Raw genomic sequence first — 19,800 nt, 5'->3', positions numbered from 1 at the left:
ATCAGAAGGTATAGAGGCCTATTTAACTATTGCCTTTTCTACTATTCTACCAAAACTCTTCATAAAAATCTATGAGGCAGGGAAGGCAATTTGTGAACGACGGACGAAGGAGGTTTTCCCTGCTTGAAACAGCTTGCATTCTTAAATAATCCAAAGGGCAGGGTCCACCTCCAGCCAACCCATCCTGTAGCAGTCAGTTACCGGTTCTTTCATGCCTTCAAACGAATTGAGGAACAGTACGAGTATAACCGGGATCAATTTCAAATCCGAAGAGACGGCCGTGGCAGGCTGCTTCATCATATAACCAAATCCGATATTCAGCTCTTTATTACCGTCCAGACGGTTTTCAATACGAAAGGGAAGCTGGACTTTTGCAACCGCAACCGGATTTATCAAAAGCAGGCGGAATTATTTGAAGAGCCGGTTACGAACGATCAGTTCTATGTCTCTTTTCAAAAATTCGTAGAGCACGGCTTGCTTCAGCTTGTGAAGGATGAAATCACGGGGACCTATCATTACACGCTAAACGAATATCTTCAAGACGATACGGAAACGATCGGCTATTATTTCCTGCTGCCTCCTGCGGTGTTTACCCAAGCTTTTTACAAGCTTCCTTTGGCTGCCCAAAAATGGTATTTGGAAGGTGCCGCGCAGCAAAACGATAACCCCTCCAAGGTGCTGGAAAAAAATTTGCGCGCCGACGGAAAAGACGGAGGGCTTTACAGCTATTTGCATAAAACGAATCTCAATCAGATCCAGCAATTGTTGGATGTATTAACCCGTACGCCGGTATGGGACGGGCAGCCTTTGTTCGCGCCGAACTCCATAATCAAGCCCAATTCTACCGGCTATTACAAAGCCTCTTATGCCATCAATCCTTATTTTATTATCCCGAAGCAAAAGGGTACTCTCTATCATGAAGTGATTAAGCCGAAGAAGACTTACCGACGGGTGGCCTCGTTCATTAAAGCTCAGCTAAGCAGGCTGGGGATCGGAGAGCTCGAGGAGCATAATGAGGGTCAAACGATCATCCAGCTCGTCAATATTTTGAAGAAAAAGAGCCATTCGTTCATACGCTATGTTCTGCTCAAAATAAAAGAGCTGCACAGCAAGCATCTGGTTTTTCCTGTGGACTTTATCCGCTTTATAAAGGAAGAGGTTCACAATAAAGGCATGGCCATTTATTTGGATATCGCCAAGAAAACAGGAATTTATTCGTTCATTGCTCCAAAAAGCCTGGACGATTGGGATCAGCGCTCTACCGAGTTTACAGCGGCGATGAGCCGGTTCGATCTCAACACCTTCCGCAAGCTCTGCCAGGCAGCCAAGCCTATTCTTGTCCGGCAATACAGCCGTATGCCCGTACTGAGTCCGGTCGGTTATAAACGGGGGAATGAACAGCTGGAGCGATGGATGGGAAGAGAAGCGGCGGAAGACATTCATGCCTATGCTTATCAGCTGCAGGTAGACCTCCGGGAGTACCGGATGTTAGAAGAGAGAGCTCTCCAGAAGCTGCATCGAGAAGCTCCTCATGAAGTAAAGCAATGGATGCTGGACGAAATCCGGCAATTGCCGAAATGGGAGCCTATCCCCGATGTTCCTCACGGCTTCAAAGTGGAGGAGCTCATAGCACAACTTTATAGTCCGAGTCACTAGCTCTCTTTTTTTCAAAATCATGAAGAAAGAGGGCTGTTCGTGCTTCACTTGCTGTCTGGACAACTTAGGGTCCGGACTTTTTTTATTTCCAGGCCCATCGAATATTTATTCACTTCGGCTTACTTAGGCATTCGAACCGTAGGAAAAGAGGGCAGCATCAATCCCTTTGAATATAAAAACAGATAAATGGATGAGGATACCCTGCGTCATGGGAGTATCTAAAATAACCAGAGCCCATGGATGAGGGACCTGCAATATAAAAACAGAATATCTTCTTGGGAGAAGTTGTACACAGGGGATAACCATAGGAAATCATAGGTAATCCATCGCGATTCGGTGGATGAATTGTCTATTCGTTTTGTTGTATAAAAATTCATCTGTTTTCTTCTCGTCATTAGTTAAAAGGTTCTGTTTTCGTCTAGTTATCCACGATTTCTTCTGTATTTGCCTGAAAAAATCGCTTCCATCGCTTGGTGTAAGGGGGTTTCTGGACTCCATAAGAGATTTTATTATTTAAGAGATGCTTATTAGTAAGAGTATAAGAAGACCGGATTCATACGAATTTGGATTTCTTACAGGTTGAAATGATCCGGAGTGCTGTGATACAATGCATGTAAATTAATGACAGGAGTTGAAACGGATGATTAAGTAATTTTCTTGCTGCTAAGTATACTAATGCCACCGTACAAGCGATGGTTTATTAGTTATTGGCGAGAAAGTTACTTATCCTTTCAACTCAATCGATATCTCCTTATCTAGCCCTGCGATCGGGTTGGATTTGTTGTATGTATTTGAGCTGCGGGAGGGGTAACTTTCTTGCAGCTTTTTATTTTGGGCATACAGGAGGATGATCCATTTATGTCATTAATCCAAATTAGTAATCTGACGTTTGCGTATGAGGGTACCTACGATAACATATTTGAGAATGTAAGCTTACAAATAGACACGAACTGGAAATTGGGGTTTACAGGAAGAAACGGCCGGGGCAAGACGACGTTTTTAAACCTGTTACTGGGCAAATACGAATACACCGGACGTATCTCGGCTAATGTAAGCTTTGACTATTTCCCGTTTCATGTGGAGGATAAGGAGCAGAACACCCTCGATATCGTCGGCAGCATCTATCCCGACTATCAGCATTGGGAGCTGGTACGTGAGCTTTCCTTGTTGAAGGTTTCGGAGGATGTGTTATATCGTCCCTTTGCCTCCTTGTCGAACGGCGAGCAGACGAAGGTTTTGCTGGCGGCTTTGTTTCTTAAGGAGAACAGCTTCCTGCTCATTGACGAACCGACTAACCATCTGGATATGCACGCCAGAAAGCTTGTCAGCGATTATCTTCAAACCAAAAGCGGGTTCATTCTCGTATCGCACGACAGATCGTTTCTGGACAACTGCGTCGATCATATTCTTTCCATCAACAAAACCAGCATAGAGATTCAAAAAGGGAATTTCTCCGATTGGTGGGAAAACAAACAGAGGCAGGACCAATACGAGCTTGCGGAGAACGAGAAGTTAAGAAAAGACATCAAACGGTTGTCCGACGCGGCAAGACGCACCAGCCACTGGTCGGATGAGGTGGAGAAGACGAAAAACGGCACCCGTAATTCCGGCTCCAAGGTAGATAAAGGCTATGTCGGCCACAAAGCTGCCAAAATGATGAAACGCTCCAAGTCCATCGAGCAGAGACAGCAAGCGGCCATAGAGGAAAGATCCCAGCTGCTGAAAAATATCGAAAGCTCCGACAGCTTAAAGCTCTCTCAGCTTGTCTATCACAAAAACCAGCTCGTCGAACTGGAGCATGTATCGATTTATTACGGGGAGAGCGTGGCTTGCCAGGATATCAGCTTTACGATCGAGCAGGGAGAACGAATTGCTCTTTCCGGTCCGAACGGCTCGGGTAAATCAAGCATTATCAAGCTGATCTGCGGCGAACCTATGGATTATTCCGGCACCTTCCGTAAGGGAAGCCAGCTTGCCATATCTTATGTTTCTCAGGATACTTCCCATTTAAAGGGCAATTTGTCGGACTACGCCAGAACCCACGGGATTGACGAGAGTCTGTTTAAATCGATCTTGAGAAAGCTGGATTTCTCCAGAATCCAATTCGAAAAGGATATGTCGGCCTTTAGCGGGGGCCAGAAGAAAAAGGTGCTGATAGCCAAAAGTCTGTGTGAGAAGGTTCACTTGCACATCTGGGACGAACCGCTTAATTTCATTGATGTCATCTCACGCATGCAAATCGAAGAGCTGCTGCTGGAGCACGCGCCTACCATTCTATTCGTAGAGCATGACAGGGAATTTTGCAGCCATATCGCCACCAAGACTATAGAGCTCTAAATGGAAGGAGTCCGTCGGGAATGACGGGCTCTTTTTTAATGGAGGCTCCTCATGCCTGGAAGACGTGAGTCCAAGCTTTTAACAGCAAGGTTGTTAGTAATGTACAAAAACATCTTTAGATAGGACATTCCCATCTAATGGGATTGTACTACAATAGTAATGGTGGAAAGCGCATACAATAGTGGCTATCATTTTGTACATGAGGAGTGTGTTCTAATATGACAAGGAAGGTCGACGCAGCAACTATACCTTATCGCGAGCTTGTCACCCGTGCAGACTTGCATTATGAGCATACCGTAAAGCGAAGTGAAGGCGGACTGCCATTAGGCAACGGCAGAATGGGAAGCCTGCTGTGGACATCACCGTCTGCATTGAAATTCCAGGTCAACCGGGCGGATGTGTACGCCAATGATTGTCATACGAGCAGCTTTAATCAAAGGCACATGGATTATGCCTATGGATGCGCCTTTGTGGATATTGATTTTGTCGATTATGGGGATGACGTATTTAAGGATGGGAGTATCAATCAGCACCTGAGCGTATATGAGGGTACCGCAACGATTCAGGGAGAGGGGGTCAAGGCAGAAGCTTTTGCCTCTGCTCACCAGGATGCCTTCGGTATCCGAGTGGTTGACGAGAGGGAGGACCCCCAGGGGATCAACATCAAGCTGAAAATGCTGCGTCCTGCGGAGGTCGTCACCAAGAATCATTCAGCTGTATCGACCCTGAGCATGGCGGGTGACCTGATCGTACTCAAGCAGGTGTTTCGGGAAGGAGGCTATTACTGCAGCTCTGCCGTTGTGATCGGGATTCATGGGCGGGAAGCCAGAGCGCGGATGAACGATGAATTGGGAGGACGGGAGCCGGTCCAGCAATACCGGAAGAGCCAGGTTATCGGCCAGCCTAATGAGACCGAGATGCGCCTATGTGTGAAGCCCGGTCAGGGCGCATTCGAAATATTCATCGGCAGCGCTGCCAGCTTTGACGAAGCGGAGGATGTCATTGCTGCGGCTGCAGGACAAGTACAGCAGGCAATGCAAACAGGATACGACCGTTTGCTGCAGGAGCATAAAGCCTGGTGGAACCGGTTTTGGGAAACCTCCTATATCCGCTTAAGCAGCGAAGACGGTGCCGCAGAACGGATAGAGCTTCACTACACCTATTATTTGTACTTGATGGCGTCCAACTCCAGGGGATCGAAGTACCCGCCGAATTTTGGAGGGATGCTGCTCAGTCCCCGCGGAGATCTGAGGCATTGGGGGGCCATGCACTGGTGGAACAACATGAATCTGTATTACAACGCCGTGCTTCCGTCTGGGCACTATGAACTGTTTCAGCCATATTTCCATATGTATTCGGGGATGTATGATTCATGTGCCAAAGCGGCGGAGCAGCAGTGGGGAAGCCAGGGCATCTATATTCCTGAAGTGGTCACCTTTAACGGAATGGAGGAGCTGCCCGAGGATATCGCGGAGGAGATGAGGGAGCTTTACCTGCTCCGGAAGCCATGGGATCAAATGTCCGATCGATTCCGGGCATTCGCCGACACCAAGCGGCCTCACGAAAGCCGCTGGAACTGGAGATATCTCGAGAAGTATGTGAACGGCCAATTTGAGTATGTAGAGCGCGGCTTCGGCCCTTACGGCTTTACGACCCATATGTTCGGCACCCAAGCCGGGATTGCCTATCATTACTGGCTGTACTACGAATATACCCAAGATGAAGCCTGGCTGCGGGAGCGGGCTTATCCTATCATCAAAGGGACCGCCGAGTTTTTCCGCCATTTTTCTCATTTGCAGAAGGATGAGGACGGAACCTATCACATGTATCATACGACTAGTGATGAAAAATATTATGACGGTACCGATACGATGGATTCCATGGCGGCGATGCATACGATCTTTCCGATTTTGCTGAAGGCCGCGGAGCTATTGAATGTGGATGAGGAATTGAGACCGGTTTGGCAGGAGCTATATGACAACCTTGCTCCTCTGCCGCGAAGCGATCATCCCGATGCCGTGTTAAGAACCGGGGAGGGCGAGCCGGCTGTTTGGGTCGGAGCCATCGGGCCGGTGCTGGATAACAAGAGCCATATCGATTTGAAGCCGGGACGTTTTGGCGATCTATCCTCGCTTGAGACCGCTCATGAACATCCGGACTTGTTTGAAACTACTATGGCTACGATCAAGTACTACGAGAATACTATCGGCCAGGATTGGAGCCGGGCGGCACATGAAATGTCAGGGACCGGACGGGTGCTTGCACATATGGGTCTGGCGGAGCCCTTTAAGCAGGTGATATTGGCACAATTAGACTGCGTCAACGCGGAGCGGGATTACTGCTATTTTGCAGATACAGGCAGGGTGAAGCATTTTGAGAACCGGCTGACCGTTCGTGAGGGAGTCAATTGCATCAGCATCCAACGGTTAGGGAATGCCGCGGCGGCCTTACAAGCGGCGCTTTGCCAAAGTCTGCCGGCCGGACCGGGCAAGGACCCTGTCATTCGCCTCTTCCCCGCATGCCCCGCGGATTGGGAAGCGGATTTCTCCTTATGGTGCCGCGGAGGCTTTAATGTGACCTCCTCCATACGCAGCGGAAACGTAGCGTTTGTGCATCTTCGATCGACGCTCGGAGGAACCTGCCGTATTAGAAATCCTTGGGGTGAAGCTGCGGTCACTTTAGCTTATAAGGGTGGTCAGACGGTGACGCTGGAAGGCTCGCTCTTGATTTTCGAAACCAAGCAGGGCGATGAAGTCGAATTGCTTCCGACATAAGTTTAGCTGTCAAGAAGCGCGCGCGATTTTATCATATCAACATAAAATTTATAAGATTATAACACTAGGCTGCCTGTGGAATCGGGCGGCTTTTTTTCTGTCCCCCGACAAGTTTGGTTTGGAGCATAATGGGAGCCAATCATGGAAAAATAACTGCATTGGGTTCGACTCGGGGTTTCTCATCAGTTTTTCATATTAGTGATCTATACTGGATGGACAAAGGAAGGAGGAACGCACAATGAGGGAGTTCCTGTTGGCATTCATTCAGCATTATGGCTATGCAGCCGTTCTGCTGTCCATGGCTTTAGGTATTATAGGCTTGCCGATCCCTATTGAATTTCTGCTCTTGTTCGCCGGGTCGATAACAGCCCAGACTCATCTGTCGATGGAGGGCATTATCGCCTTTGCCTGGATAGGTACTGTATTGGGTATGCTCACGAATTATACGCTAGGACGCTATGTTGGCCTCCGTAGAATAAGCCGGGTCACGCGATGGATTCATCTTACAGAGGAAAAATGGAACCGATGGTCGGCGAAATACGAAACGCTGGGGCCGATTTTCATCGTCAGCGGCTTTTTTGTAGCTGGTTTGCGTCATCTTGCTCCTTTTATTGCCGGAGCGGGACGAATGCGGCTTGCTTCGTTCCTTGGTGCGACCCTTCTCGGCAGCCTTGGCTTCGTCGGCATGTTTACTTTTGCAGGCCAGAGACTGGGGCAGCATTGGCATTCTTTGCTGAAGCTCATCCATCATCCTCTTCCGGTAGCTCTGTTCCTGCTGCTACTTGGCGCTGCCGTAATCTGTTACAAAACCTCCGTCTTTAAGGTAAAGCCAATCAAGGATAAAAAGGCTTAAGGCACTAGGATGCCGATGCAACGTCGAATGAAGATGCAAAGGAAGAGCTGAAGGATGAAGAAAGTGCTGCTTATTGAAGATGAGAAAAATCTGGCGATGTTTATCGAGCTGGAGCTTCAGCACGAAGCTTTTTCCGTTACGGTTGCTAACGACGGGCGGGAGGGAGTAGAGCTGGCGCTGGGTCAGGAATGGGACATGATCCTCCTTGATATTATGCTGCCTGGCTTGGATGGTCTGGAAGTATGCCGCAGGGTCCGCTCCGTCAAGAATACGCCGATTATTATGTTAACCGCTAGAGATAGCGTAGTTGACCGGGTATCGGGGCTGGATAGCGGTGCCGATGATTATATTCCGAAGCCTTTTGCGATCGAGGAATTGCTGGCCCGGATGCGTTCATTGCTTCGCAGAGTAGATATGGCGGATGAGCCTGAAGCCCGGCAGCTGATTTCCTTCGACGATATCGTGGTCGATTTGGAAGCGCGGCGAGTAATGAGAGGCGACGAACCGATCGAGCTGACGAAGCGGGAGTTCGATCTGCTCGCTATTTTCGTTCAAAACCCGAACATTGTGATGAGCCGCGACGTGCTGTTAGAGAAGGTATGGGGGTTTGATTCCGAAGTGGAGACGAACGTGGTGGATGTATATGTCCGTTATTTGAGAAATAAGCTGGATCCGAACGGGAGGAACCGTTTTATCGAAACTGTGCGGGGAATCGGGTATGTGATGAGATGATGAGAACGATTCGGCAATGGATTTCCGGGCTGACTATCAGGTGGAAAATGGTGCTATGGTCTTCGTTTATGCTTATCGTCTTATTCACGGCGTACAATTTTGCCCAGTATGCGGCCGTTCATCAATGGATGGTCAAGCAGGAGAAAGCCTCCATTCAAAAAACGATGGCTCAGCTGGTGGACTATTTTCAGGAAAAAGGTCCGCTCAATGAAAATAAAATCAGCAACAGCATCTACTTTTTGGAAAAGCTGAATGAGAAGAATCAATTGATCCGAATTCTCAATCGGCAAGGAGATCCCATCGTAACCGTGACTGACCAGCTGCCCGAATCCTATGTGACTCCTGAAACGACGGATCGGGATATCCTTCTTAGCGCCTGGCATTTTGAGGATCACCTTCTGGTTATGCGAAGCCCGCTGATTTCCGGTGATTTTCGCGGTACGATTGAAATCGTAAACAATCTGGAGACGTTTGATCAATTTTCGGCCATGATTTTTTGGGTGATGATCTTGGCGGGCTGCAGCTCCGTTCTGTTAAGTGCGCTTGGCGGCTATCTATTGGTTAACCAATTTCTCAAACCGGTGCAGTCATTGGCTGACGCCATTCGGAATGTGAAACAAAAAGGACTTCACGAGCGGGTTGAGCAGCATCAAGCCAAGGACGAGCTGAGCCGGCTTGCCGCATTATTCAATGATCTGATGAGTGAATTGGAAACCTCCTTCAAGCAGCAAAAACAGTTCGTCGAGGATGCTTCCCACGAGCTGCGCACTCCGATCGCTATTATGAAGGGTCATCTCTCTCTGCTCGACCGCTGGGGAAAAAACGACCCCGAGATCCTCGACAAATCGTTAATGGCTTCGCTGCAGGAGCTGCATAGGCTGGAAGGGATTGTACAAGAGCTGCTTACCCTTACCCGTTCGGAAAACGAGCTTCCTTCGGAGGAGATAGCATGGCTGAAGCCGGTACGCTTGCTGGAGCGGACAGTCAAGCGATTTGCCGTACTCCATCCCGAGAAACGGTTTGTAATCGAGCTTGGCTCGATAAGCGATGAGATCATGATCAAGGTAGTGCCGCAGCATTTGGAGCAAGTGCTGCTTATTCTGCTAGACAATGCTGTGAAATATTCCGCCTCTGGCACGACGATCACCTTACATGGCAGGATACAAGACGACAGCATGCTCGTGGAAGTCCGCGATCAGGGAATGGGGATTCCTTCGGAGGAATTGCCTCACGTGTTCGACCGGTTTTATCGGGTGGACAAGGCAAGAAGCCGGGAGCAGGGCGGGACAGGCTTAGGCCTGGCGATTGCCAAGCGCCTGGTGGAGCGTAACGGCGGTGGGATTACGATAGACAGCCGGGAGAAGGAAGGAACCACGGTCACCCTGTCGTTTCCGTTAGTTGTTCCTATAAGTGAAGGATAACGGGGGGAATGAAGATTGCTGATCGGGAAACCCTAAAGGCAATGATTGCCTGAATGAGGTGAACCTGTCTATGAAACAGCAGCCGTCAACCCGTACGCGGCTTATTAGTGTGATTAGTATCGTGCTTATCCTTGCAGTTATCGCCTTTTATTTATATTTGCTGCATATTGGGGCGGCGCAGCGCATGCTTAGGTCGATCCGCCAAATGGGGGCGCCAGGAATTCTCATTGGTGTCATGATCCAAACCATAGTCAATATTTTGCCGGTCCCCGGAGAGTTCACCTCGATCGTCCTGATGGAAATTTACGGCCCGGTATGGGGCGGTGTCTATTCCTGGGTCGGCGGGCTTTTGGGGGCTATTGGCGCTATGTATTTGGCGAAGTGGATCACCAGACCCTTCTTTGGGCAGCTGGCGCGTCCCTTCCTGGATAAAGTGAAGGAGCTGTTACATAAGCAGGAAACCTTCGGACTGCTGCTCCTCAGGTTTGTTCCGCTGGTACCATATCATCTGGTGAATTATACTGCGGGGCTATTACAGGTGAAGCTATGGGTTTTTATATGGACAACAGCCGTAGGCATCCTACCCTATACCATTGCCGTGAGCAGCCTTTACGCCGGTGTCAGGCAGGGCTCGTTAAAATGGGGGATTATCGGAGGCGTTGTATTTGTTGCACTCTATGCCATCGGTCTCTATGTCAAAAAAAGAAAGGAAACCGTATGATTCCTTCCATTATCGAATCGGTCCCCTCCAAGCTATGGCACACATTACCATCCTGCGGGTCCCAAGTTTCTCATTAAAATCTCATTTTACTAAACTATACTTAACGAGCGGAAGGAGGGAGATACATAAGAGAGGTTATCTGCCGGTACTGACTCGGTACAATATCATGCGGCAGTTGGGAAGACGCGATCGCAGGATGATGGAAGAGAATGTACATTCTCCGCTCTGCTCTACTGAAAACCATGATATCTAGTGAGGAGATGAATGAATGAAGAAAATCATGTCGCTTATGGTGGCCGCCGCTTTGATGTTTAGTTCTCTGGGAACGGTTTCAGCAACAGCAGCAACAGCTACCTCGCAGCAATCCGTAACTGCACAGCAGAAGAAGCTCATTGAAGTAGGGAAAACGCAGCTGGGAGTCCCTTGGAAATATGGAACGATGAAGCCGGGCGTTGGTTTCGATTGCTCGAATTTTACCGCTTGGGTATACAACAAAGCGCTTGGCATTAAGTTCAGCAGCTCATCCAGACAGCAGCGTTACACGACCTCGTTAGGTACTCCGGTTCCCATCGATAAACATAATAAATTCAAAAATCTGAAGGTCGGCGACCTGCTGTTTTTCGCTAATTCGGAGGATGCAGGCGGCGGCGCTCATGTAGGTCTGTACGCGGGAGAAATTAACGGCAAGCACTATGTCCTTCAGGAAGGCGGAGGACGAGGCAAAGTCACCTTTGAGCCGATGGAAGGAACATGGTTTGCCAACAAGCTGGTGTACGCCAAAAGAATTCTTCATAGCTAAAAATTGCCGACAATCTCATTTGCAAGAAGTTAACAATCAAATAGGATCAATGAAGACGAGGTTGCCGGTCAGGATCGGCAGCCTTGTCGGCGTTTCTGTGAATAATAAGAGAGCGAACAGGTACTGGTACGTACCTCATGTTCGCTCTTCTTTTTGCGATTGGCTTGCCGGCTACATGCCGGCAAGTGCGTAGCGAATGACAAGCCACAGCCCTATGCCGACCAGCACCAAACGAAACACATCCTCCGCGCGGGACCCTGTGTCAATAGCCAGAAACTTGGGCAGCAGCCGGATTTTTTTGCGGATGGGCCATAGCAGCGCGACTCCTTGCTCGTTAAATAAATCGATGAATGGATGGGAGGCATAAGCTAATAAGAATGTCCAATAATACAACGGGTTCGTAGGCTCTGCCGCAAGCGCTAGCAATGCCATGAACAGAATGGAATGTGTCAAGGTACGGTGATGAATATGCAAGGCTTTTAACAAGGCGGATAGCGGAAAAAATAATTTGGCCATAACCGATCCCGGCTTGTCGATATCGGCAAGGGGACCTGCAAAGCAGCCCAGAAGGACGGCTCCGGCCGTCTCCCATGACCATAGCGGAATATGGAAGTACTGCAGCACGCATTCCGCGGCTACGACTCCCGCTACTCCATGTGTTCGTTGAAGCATGATGATTAACCCTCCGATTCAGTTCTAAGATGTCAGACTGGCGTACATACGTTCGTATAACCAACCCAGAATATCATAAAACAGCGGAGGGCGCATCGTTCTCTAGACTTAGTTTTTCTAAAGATAACTTGATCTGAGGATTATCCGTTGATTTGGCTGACCGATAGATACTTGCTCCATTCCGTCCCGTTCATCTGGTACAGCTGATTCAATAGTTCCGTTTGGAACGTCCCGGGCTTGTCAGCTGCGGAGGCTTGAACCGCGGCATCTGCTGCCGCGCTGTAGAAGGATAATGCGGAGACCGCAGCGAGCATATAATCAGGTTCCACAGCTGCGAATGCACCGATGATGGAAGTCAGCAGGCAGCCTGTTCCCGTAACCCGAGTCAGCAGCGGTGTCCCCCCGCTGATCTTATAGGTGGCACTGCCGTTGCTGACATAATCATCTGCGCCCGTAACGACAACGATACAACCGAAAGCTTGCGCAGCACGCATCGCGAGCGAGCCGATATCCTCGGTCGTTTCTCCCGCAGCGTCAACGCCCTTGATATTCCACGCTTCGCCGATGACGTTGGCGATCTCTGCGGCATTCCCGCGCAGGATGGATACCTTGAGCTCCTTCATGATCCGGCGGGATGTTTCCGTCCGGTAAGGAGTGGCTCCGGCGCCAACGGGGTCAAAAATAACCGGAACCTGATGCTCGTTCGCGGAACGTCCCGCTATGAGCATAGCTTCCACCACCGTCTCGTCCAAGGTTCCGATGTTCAGCACCAATGCCCCGGCTATGCGGGCCATATCTGCGACTTCTTCTTTGGCGTAAGCCATAACAGGGGAAGCCCCCAAGGCCAGCAGGCCGTTTGCCGTAAACTGGGTTACGACCACATTCGTAATATTGTGTACCAAAGGACTGGAGGCTCTCACCTTGTCCAAGGTATGAATTATGTTCTGCTTGTCCATTGATTTGGTCTCCTTATCTTTCCAGATCCCGATGAGGTACATCGGATCGCGGGATTTTGCATGGGGTGTTGGGTGTTGGAACTCTTTATCTATTTTAACATTAACGAATACCGATGTGCGAAGAACTTGAAAGGGGCCGAGCGGAGCGGCATTAAGGGTTTTAAAGTTGGATAGAGCCTGATTCCTATGCTCTCAACATTTGCTTGACCAGCACGGCCAACCGATAGATGCCTGTCTCCAAATCATGCAAGGATGCATAGGCGTAAGAAATACGCAGATGCCCGCTAGGCTCCCCTTCATATAAATGGCCGGGATTAAGTAAAATTCCTTCTTTCAGAGCTGCCGTAAACAAGGATTTTAAAGGCACCGTTGGGGTAAGGTGAAGCCAAATGTAAAACCCTCCGGCAGGGACTTCCCACTGCGCCAAGTCCCCGAAATGCTTCTCGAGCGCAGAGACGGCAATGCTCCTGCGGTATTGCAGCTGCTGTCTTAACGCATGGATATGCTCTTGGTACAAACCGCTTGCCAGCCACTGGGCGGCGGCAGCTTGGGAGAGAGAGCTTGCTCCGTAATCCGTTTGCATTTTAATGTCTGCCAACCGATCGATAACGGGCTCAGGTCCAATGATCCAGCCGATTCGGAGTCCCGGGCTTACAGATTTTGAAAAGCTGCCCAGATACAAAACATGACCGCCGGAATCCGCGGCCTTCAAGGGCATAGGGGGCGGGGCATCCATCCATAGCTCCCGGTATACATCGTCCTCGATCAGCGGAAGCCCCTCCTTAATGCAAGCCTGCAGAAGCTGCTCTCTCCGATTGCGGGACATGACCGTCCCTGTAGGGTTATGAAAGGTGGGTATGGTATACAACAGGGCGCCGTTATGCTGTTTTTTGATCATCGGAATCAGGTCTGCCCGTATCCCTTCACGATCCATCGGAACGCCGGCCAGCTTCATTCCCGCTGATTGGAAAATAGGGACGGAGTACAGATACGACGGCTTTTCAAGCAGGACCGTCGATCCCCTGTGCAGTAGACCGATAGATAGGAGATGCAGCGCCTGCAGGGCGCCGGAAACGATCAATATCGAAGAAGGGGAGGCATCAATGCCGTACCCTTCTACATGCTGCGAGATCAGCTGTCTAAGTCCCGCATTTCCTTTAGGCTCCTCGTAGCCGAGCGGCATTGATTCCTTGGTTAATGCTTGCAGTACGGCTCTCATTTCCTTATAAGGCAGCAAGTCGGGAGCCAGCTCTCCCGTTCCGAGGCGTATCACGTCTTTACGGAACTCGGCTTGATTGATTTCCTGGATGATCGGGATATTAGAGGATTGAATTCCCGAGCTTACATAAGAGAGCCAATCCGGAGGGGGAGTGGAATCCGGTTCCTCTTCACGGGAATGCGCCACGACGGTTCCGCCTCCGCGATTCCCCCTTAAGAAGCCGTCTGCTGCCAGCTCGTCAAGCGCCATGACAATGGTGCTCCGATTCACGCCGTATTCGGCGGCAAGCCGTCTCTGCGACGGAATTTTCGTTCCGACAGGCCATTCTCCGCGTATGATTTTGTTTTTGATATGCATAAGGATCTGATAATGCAGGGGCAGGTCGGATTTGCGGTCCGGCTGCCATTCGACTTGCAGGGTCACAACGATTCCTCCGGTCACTATGAGCTTTAGCTTATTATACGACTTGGTTGGTCTCTTATCCATCCAAATGGATGGAGCCAAGAGCCGACTCTTGTCCTACAATAGACCGGGTAACGCAGCTGCATCATGTTGAACTGGAGGAATACCATGCTAGAAGCGATGATCCATGGGGTGATCCTGGCGGGCGGATTGATTCTGCCGCTCGGGGTACAAAATTTGTATATTTTCAATCAAGGAGCCAATCAACCGCGTCTGATTCGGGCTATGCCGTCCGTACTAACGGCCGCTATATGCGACAATCTGCTCGTTATTCTCGCCGTACTGGGAGTCTCTGCCGCCGTATTGGCATTCGAATGGCTTGAAGTCATTATGCTAAGCGCAGGCATCCTATTCCTTCTCTATATGGGATGGCAGACATGGAAAAGCGACCAAACCCGGACCCAGGACCCGGATAAAAGCTATGATGGAGTGCGGAAGCAGGTGCTGTTCGCAGCCTCCGTATCGTTATTGAATCCGCATGCCATTATGGATACGATTGTCGTAATCGGAATGAATTCGCTGCAGTATGCAGGAGCAGAGAGAGCCATATTTACTTTAGCCGTGCTTTTGGTGTCCTGGCTGTGGTTCATCGGATTATGCACAGCAGGAAGCTTGATGAGAAGAGCGGACAAGTCCGGCGGCGGGATGAGACTATTGAATAAGGCTTCCGCGGTGATGATCTTGGGGACCGCCATCTATATGATGCTGCGACTTATTCCATGAGCTGCTGATGACGTAAAGAAGTGGACAAGCAGCCAAAGGTACAACAGGATTGCCGAACGGTTCCATCGGCTGTCCTTCCTTTTGCAGCAGGAGCTTGCCCAACCCCTATGTAAGGCAAAAAAAGTTTACTGCGCATACCGTTGACAGGGGGATTGCTATCCTATACCATTTTAATATTAACGTTAATATTATTTCCGAGAGGAGCATGGACATGAGCAGCCTTCAGCATAATCCAAAAGCGTCTTCACCGGTTTACAAGCAAATCCCGACCAGCCGTTATTTGGCGGACCTTCCGAAGGGGGCGTATTACCAAGGCGACTATAAACTAGGGCTTAATTTTTACAGCTTCAGCCATAATCTGAACTCCTGGATCAACGGGACTACGGATGGAGCGCCTCCTATCGACACGATGCAGGTGATCCGGTTTGCGAAAGAAGCGGGCTTTGACGCAGTCGACGTTACTGCTTACTACATTCCCGGTTATGACAATTCGACGATGCCTACCCGACCGGACGAAGAAATTTTCGGCTATGCAGCACAGATCAAACTGCTGTGTGCCGAGCTTGGAATCGCTATCAGCGGGACAGGGGTAAAGAATGATTTTGCCGACCCGAATGAAGAAAGACGGCTGCTCGATATTCAAAGGACGAAATATTGGATCGATGTGGCTGCCGAGATGGGGGCCCCTGTTATGCGGGTATTCAACGGCGCGGTCCCGAAGGATATACACCAATTCGGCTGGGAAGCGATAGCCAGGGAAAGAATCGTTCCGGCCCTGAAGGAATGTGCCGAGTATGGGGCGGGTAAAGGGGTCGTTGTCGGGATGCAGAATCATGGGGACATGGTATGCACGGCGGATCAAGTCATTCGCATTCTTCAGTGGGCGGATCATCCGAATCTAGGCTTAATCAATGATACCGGCTTCTTCAGAAGCTTTATGCAGCCTACCGGGTTGAATTACGATTGGTATGACGACATCGAAGCCGTACTGCCTTATACGGTGAACTTCCAGGTGAAGCGCAAGCCGGCCGGATCGAATACGGACCCATTCATTGACCTGGAGGAGCTGTTTCGGCGTATACGCAGAAGTAATTATCGGGGATACATCCCAATCGAAACCTTATGGGTCAACGGAGACGAGAACCATCCGCAGCAGCTGCCGGAGCCTCCGTATGAGCAGGTGAAGCAATTCCTTGCCCAGCTGCGTGAAGCTTCGGAAAAAACGAAATCATATTCATGATCCCTGCGCAGGAAGGAAACGGGGGGCTCTATGCAGAATGATATAACCTACGGAAAATAATGTCGAACTAAGCAGCGGAAACATTCAGAGGTGAAAGAAAATGACCAGGCGAGCGCGCCAGGAGGATATCGCCAGAGAGCTTGGATTATCCATCAACACCGTATCTTTGGCACTCAAAAACAGCAAACGGATCAATGAAGAAACAAGGCAAAAGGTGCACCAGGTTGCCAAAGCCTTGAACTATATCCCGAATACCATAGCGCGATCTCTCGTTGAGAAAAAGACCAACATCATCGGATTTATCGTACCGAATATTATGAATCCCGTTCAAATTGAAACCGCACAGACGATTGAGCGGAAGTTGATTAAAAAAGGATACAATATGATGCTGATGACGACGGACAGCGACAAAAATTATGAGTCCTACGCACTGGACATCCTGGTGTCCCGTCAAGTGGACGGCATCTTCCTGTTTCCGACCAACAAACAAAACCAGGACAAAATCAAGACAGTTCGCGATGTGAATATCCCGATCGTGCTGCTGTCCGGCGGAAGCTATGAACCAGCAAGCGATTCCGTCTATATGAACCAGTTTAAGGGCGCATATATTGCAGCGTCCCACCTGGCGCAATTAGGTCACCGCCGCATCGGCTTCATTCATGGCGGATCAGGCAATATGGAGAAGTTTATGGGATATCAGCAGGCTTTAAAAGATCATGGTTTGGAATTTGACCCTAAGCTGGTGGTTACTGTCGACAGCTATTCCTACGAGCAGGGGTATTTGTCGGCGGATGCCCTACTGCCTGCCCATAACGTAACTGCACTGCTGGCCTCAAGCGATTATTTGGCGCTCGGAGCGCTTCGCTGGTGCCGTGAGCGTGGTATGCGCGTGCCCGAAGACATGGCGATTGTCGGATTTGACAACCTGGAGGCGGCCCGATATGCCGAAATACCGCTCACTAGCGTTGCCTTCAAAGTCGAGCAGCTAACGACATCTGCTATGGATCTCATGTTCGAGCTGCTTGCCGAACAGGATAAGCTGTCTTCGAGGAAGCCGGAACGTATCGTAATCGAACCGTCTCTGGAAATTAGGAACACCTGCGGAGCCCGCTGATGTATTTTTCTATTTATGAGCTGGAGCAGGGGGATGACGATCGTCAAGAGAGTGCTCCCCTTGTTCCGTTCCAAACAAAGGCACCCAGTCCCCCATGTTGTTGTGCTAACAGCTCAGCATCCCCCGAAGTAATCCCTCTTTAGCGTACCACCTGGATTCCGCTATCCTCACATAACACACCAGCTTGTCTGCAAGAAACTTGAAGCTAGCTCAGGCTCTGTTCATAAAGTCTGCTGCATGGTGTGTGCATCGGGTAAGCTGGGCTCCAAGCTCCTTCCGTTCCGCTCATGCTGAAGCAGCCTTTCCTTCATGGCGATGCCTCCGCGATAACCGGTTAAGGCGCCATTCTTGCCTATGACCCGGTGACAAGGTATGGCGATCAACAAAGGGTTAGCGCCAATGGCTGCACCGACCGCGCGAACAGCCGCGGGCTTTTGAATCTGATCTGCAATATCCGAGTAAGTACGGGTATGGCCATAGGGGATACGGAGAAGAGCCTCCCACACGGCGAGCTGAAACGGGGTTCCATCATAATCGAAGGGAAGCGAAAACTGGGACAGCTTTCCTTGCAAATAAAGGATCAGCTCCTCTCGATAAAGCTCCAATCCCGAGTCGTTCCGAACCCACTCCGCTTCCGGAACACGGTTTTTTGCCCACGTCTCCATCTCCGTGAACGGATGATTTTGTGAGCCGATAAAGCACAAGCCTTTCGATGTTGCCGCGATGTGTATCTTCCAATCGCCGTATGCCAATAAAGTCCAGTACAGGACATTTTCGTTTGAGTTCATGAAATCCTCACCTCCACGAACAGTATAACCCCTAGGACATGCCGTTGTACGTTTTTTTGAATGGAAAAGCAAGATATCGAAAGCCGGTCTATCAGCTGGAAGAACGATTCCTTTTTCTGGTACAAAGTTCCTATATTGCCTAGTTCCCAAGTTGCCGATATAGTAAAAATAGACTTGCCTAAATGAATCATCAACCAACCTTATACTAAAAGAGAAAGTAGTTGAATAGCATCGTGATCAATCTTGGAGCAGAACGGAGAAAACAAATCCAGTATATCGGTATTACCGAAGAGGACCTGAAGCTGTTGAAAAGCAAGGAGAACGAATTCAGCACTATCGTGGATGACCTGGTCGACGAGTTGTATCAACAAATCACAAGGGAGCCCGAAATTCTTCGGCTCATCCAACAGCACAGCACGTTAGAGCGGTTGAAAGAAACCCAGCGTCAATACTTTTTATCCATGACCTCCGGAGTGCTGGATGAAGCATTTATCACCGGCAGGCTGTACATCGGAAAAGTACATTCACGGATCGGATTAACCACCAATTGGTACTTGGGCACCTATGTGCTCTATTTGGATATTGCGGTAGCAAAATTGGAAAAGGTGATCCCGAACGAGTGGAGGCAGGTCATTCATGCCTTGAGTAAGATGTTTAATCTGGATTCCCAATTGGTGCTGGAAGCATACGAAACGGATGAAAAGGCCAAGATCGAACGCTTGGTAGAGCAGCAAAACCAGCTGCTGACCGGAGTAAGCGCTGCCGTTCAGGAATTGGCAAGCTTGATGGTACAGCTGAGTGAAAGCAGCGATTCGGTTGCGGCCTCCGCAAGCAAAACCGCAGAGTTCCAGGATCAGACGCATCAGAATCTGTCCTATTTGGCCAAAGAGGTGGAATCCGTCCACCAGGTCGGAACGATTATCAGAGAAGTTGCGGATCAGACGCATCTGTTAGGATTGAACGCCGCCATCGAAGCAGCCAGAGCAGGAGAGCAGGGCAGAGGCTTTGAGGTGGTAGCCAATGAAGTGCGCAAGCTAGCTTACAGCACTAAAGAATCGCTGGGAACGATAGAAGATAAATTGCAAAATATCCATAAAACGCTGGCCCGCGTCCAACAGGATTCCGGTCAAACCTCCGTCTATTCCAAGCATCAGGTCGACAATTCGAAGGAGCTTGCTTCCTTCGTTAAGCTGATCGAGAAGGTGACCGTGGAGCTGGAACGGCTGGAAGGCGCCAGTGAAGTGAATTAATGATACACAAAATAACCCCACAAAGAAGCTGATTCAGTTCCTTTGAGGGGACACTCAGATTTACAGCCCTATGATGTTGAAAA

Annotated in this window: 16 protein-coding genes; 12 read left to right on the top strand and 4 right to left on the bottom strand. The window is 49.6% G+C overall.

Annotation, left to right across the window (positions count from 1 at the left end; translation table 11 throughout):
- The first annotated feature begins 123 nt into the window (after positions 1-123).
- The 8 genes from ABEA66_RS13370 to ABEA66_RS13335 all read left to right on the top strand — a co-directional run bounded on the left by ABEA66_RS13370 (position 124) and on the right by ABEA66_RS13335 (position 11,293).
- Positions 124-1,656 carry a hypothetical protein gene (locus ABEA66_RS13370; protein ID WP_345587910.1) on the top strand — a complete coding sequence of 511 codons (1,533 nt, stop codon included), beginning with the start codon at positions 124-126 and terminating at the stop codon, positions 1,654-1,656.
- A gap of 858 nt (positions 1,657-2,514) precedes the next feature.
- On the top strand, positions 2,515-3,993 hold the full coding sequence (locus ABEA66_RS13365) for an Lsa family ABC-F type ribosomal protection protein (protein ID WP_345587909.1): 1,479 nt from the start codon (positions 2,515-2,517) through the stop codon (positions 3,991-3,993).
- A 218-nt stretch (positions 3,994-4,211) separates the two neighbouring features.
- Positions 4,212-6,767 (top strand): glycosyl hydrolase family 95 catalytic domain-containing protein, encoded by a 2,556-nt coding sequence (locus ABEA66_RS13360; protein WP_345587908.1) that lies wholly within the window; start codon positions 4,212-4,214, stop codon positions 6,765-6,767.
- A 238-nt stretch (positions 6,768-7,005) separates the two neighbouring features.
- Positions 7,006-7,620 carry a DedA family protein gene (locus tag ABEA66_RS13355; protein ID WP_345587907.1) on the top strand — a complete coding sequence of 205 codons (615 nt, stop codon included), beginning with the start codon at positions 7,006-7,008 and terminating at the stop codon, positions 7,618-7,620.
- A gap of 54 nt (positions 7,621-7,674) precedes the next feature.
- Entirely contained in the window at positions 7,675-8,352 is a 678-nt protein-coding gene (locus ABEA66_RS13350; RefSeq protein ID WP_079910990.1) for a response regulator transcription factor, read from the top strand.
- Positions 8,349-9,773: a HAMP domain-containing sensor histidine kinase gene (locus tag ABEA66_RS13345; protein WP_345587906.1), complete on the top strand. Its 1,425-nt coding sequence runs from the start codon at positions 8,349-8,351 to the stop codon at positions 9,771-9,773. The genes ABEA66_RS13350 and ABEA66_RS13345 overlap by 4 nt, the downstream gene beginning before the upstream one ends.
- Positions 9,774-9,843: 70 nt before the next feature.
- Positions 9,844-10,494 (top strand): TVP38/TMEM64 family protein, encoded by a 651-nt coding sequence (locus tag ABEA66_RS13340; protein WP_345587905.1) that lies wholly within the window; start codon positions 9,844-9,846, stop codon positions 10,492-10,494.
- A gap of 268 nt (positions 10,495-10,762) precedes the next feature.
- A complete protein-coding gene (locus tag ABEA66_RS13335; RefSeq protein ID WP_079910988.1) occupies positions 10,763-11,293 on the top strand; it encodes a C40 family peptidase in 531 nt (176 codons plus the stop codon).
- A 171-nt stretch (positions 11,294-11,464) separates the two neighbouring features.
- On the opposite strand, the gene ABEA66_RS13330 is transcribed toward ABEA66_RS13335, so the two are convergent.
- From ABEA66_RS13330 to ABEA66_RS13320, 3 genes are all read right to left on the bottom strand, one after another.
- Positions 11,465-11,965: a metal-dependent hydrolase gene (locus tag ABEA66_RS13330; protein ID WP_079910987.1), complete on the bottom strand. Its 501-nt coding sequence runs from the start codon at positions 11,963-11,965 to the stop codon at positions 11,465-11,467.
- A gap of 140 nt (positions 11,966-12,105) precedes the next feature.
- Complete coding sequence (gene thiM, locus ABEA66_RS13325; protein ID WP_079910986.1) at positions 12,106-12,921, bottom strand: hydroxyethylthiazole kinase; 816 nt, start codon at positions 12,919-12,921, stop codon at positions 12,106-12,108.
- Positions 12,922-13,105: 184 nt separating this feature from the next.
- Complete coding sequence (locus ABEA66_RS13320; RefSeq protein ID WP_345587904.1) at positions 13,106-14,563, bottom strand: aminotransferase-like domain-containing protein; 1,458 nt, start codon at positions 14,561-14,563, stop codon at positions 13,106-13,108.
- A gap of 147 nt (positions 14,564-14,710) precedes the next feature.
- On the opposite strand from ABEA66_RS13320, the gene ABEA66_RS13315 reads away from it, so the two are divergent.
- From ABEA66_RS13315 to ABEA66_RS13305, 3 genes are all read left to right on the top strand, one after another.
- Complete coding sequence (locus ABEA66_RS13315; protein WP_345587903.1) at positions 14,711-15,325, top strand: LysE/ArgO family amino acid transporter; 615 nt, start codon at positions 14,711-14,713, stop codon at positions 15,323-15,325.
- Positions 15,326-15,536: 211 nt separating this feature from the next.
- Positions 15,537-16,565, top strand: a complete 1,029-nt coding sequence (locus ABEA66_RS13310) for a sugar phosphate isomerase/epimerase family protein (RefSeq protein WP_345587902.1) — start codon at positions 15,537-15,539, stop codon at positions 16,563-16,565.
- Between the two features lie 100 nt (positions 16,566-16,665).
- On the top strand, positions 16,666-17,679 hold the full coding sequence (locus ABEA66_RS13305; RefSeq protein ID WP_345587901.1) for a LacI family DNA-binding transcriptional regulator: 1,014 nt from the start codon (positions 16,666-16,668) through the stop codon (positions 17,677-17,679).
- 221 nt (positions 17,680-17,900) lie between these two features.
- Here the strand turns inward: ABEA66_RS13305 and ABEA66_RS13300 are convergent, their stop codons facing one another.
- Positions 17,901-18,467, bottom strand: coding sequence for a methylated-DNA--[protein]-cysteine S-methyltransferase (locus tag ABEA66_RS13300; RefSeq protein WP_345587900.1), 567 nt, complete (start codon positions 18,465-18,467; stop codon positions 17,901-17,903).
- A 221-nt stretch (positions 18,468-18,688) separates the two neighbouring features.
- On the opposite strand from ABEA66_RS13300, the gene ABEA66_RS13295 reads away from it, so the two are divergent.
- The gene (locus tag ABEA66_RS13295; RefSeq protein ID WP_306293525.1) at positions 18,689-19,717 is read left to right on the top strand and encodes a globin-coupled sensor protein; all 1,029 of its coding nucleotides are present in this window, start codon (positions 18,689-18,691) and stop codon (positions 19,715-19,717) included.
- The last annotated feature ends 83 nt before the right edge of the window (positions 19,718-19,800 follow it).

The organism is Paenibacillus vulneris (assembly GCF_039543185.1).
Taxonomy (GTDB): Bacteria; Bacillota; Bacilli; order Paenibacillales; family NBRC-103111; genus Paenibacillus_S; species Paenibacillus_S vulneris.
The sequence above is the reverse complement of the archived record's forward strand: the minus strand, read 5'-3'. Positions and strand labels throughout refer to the sequence as shown.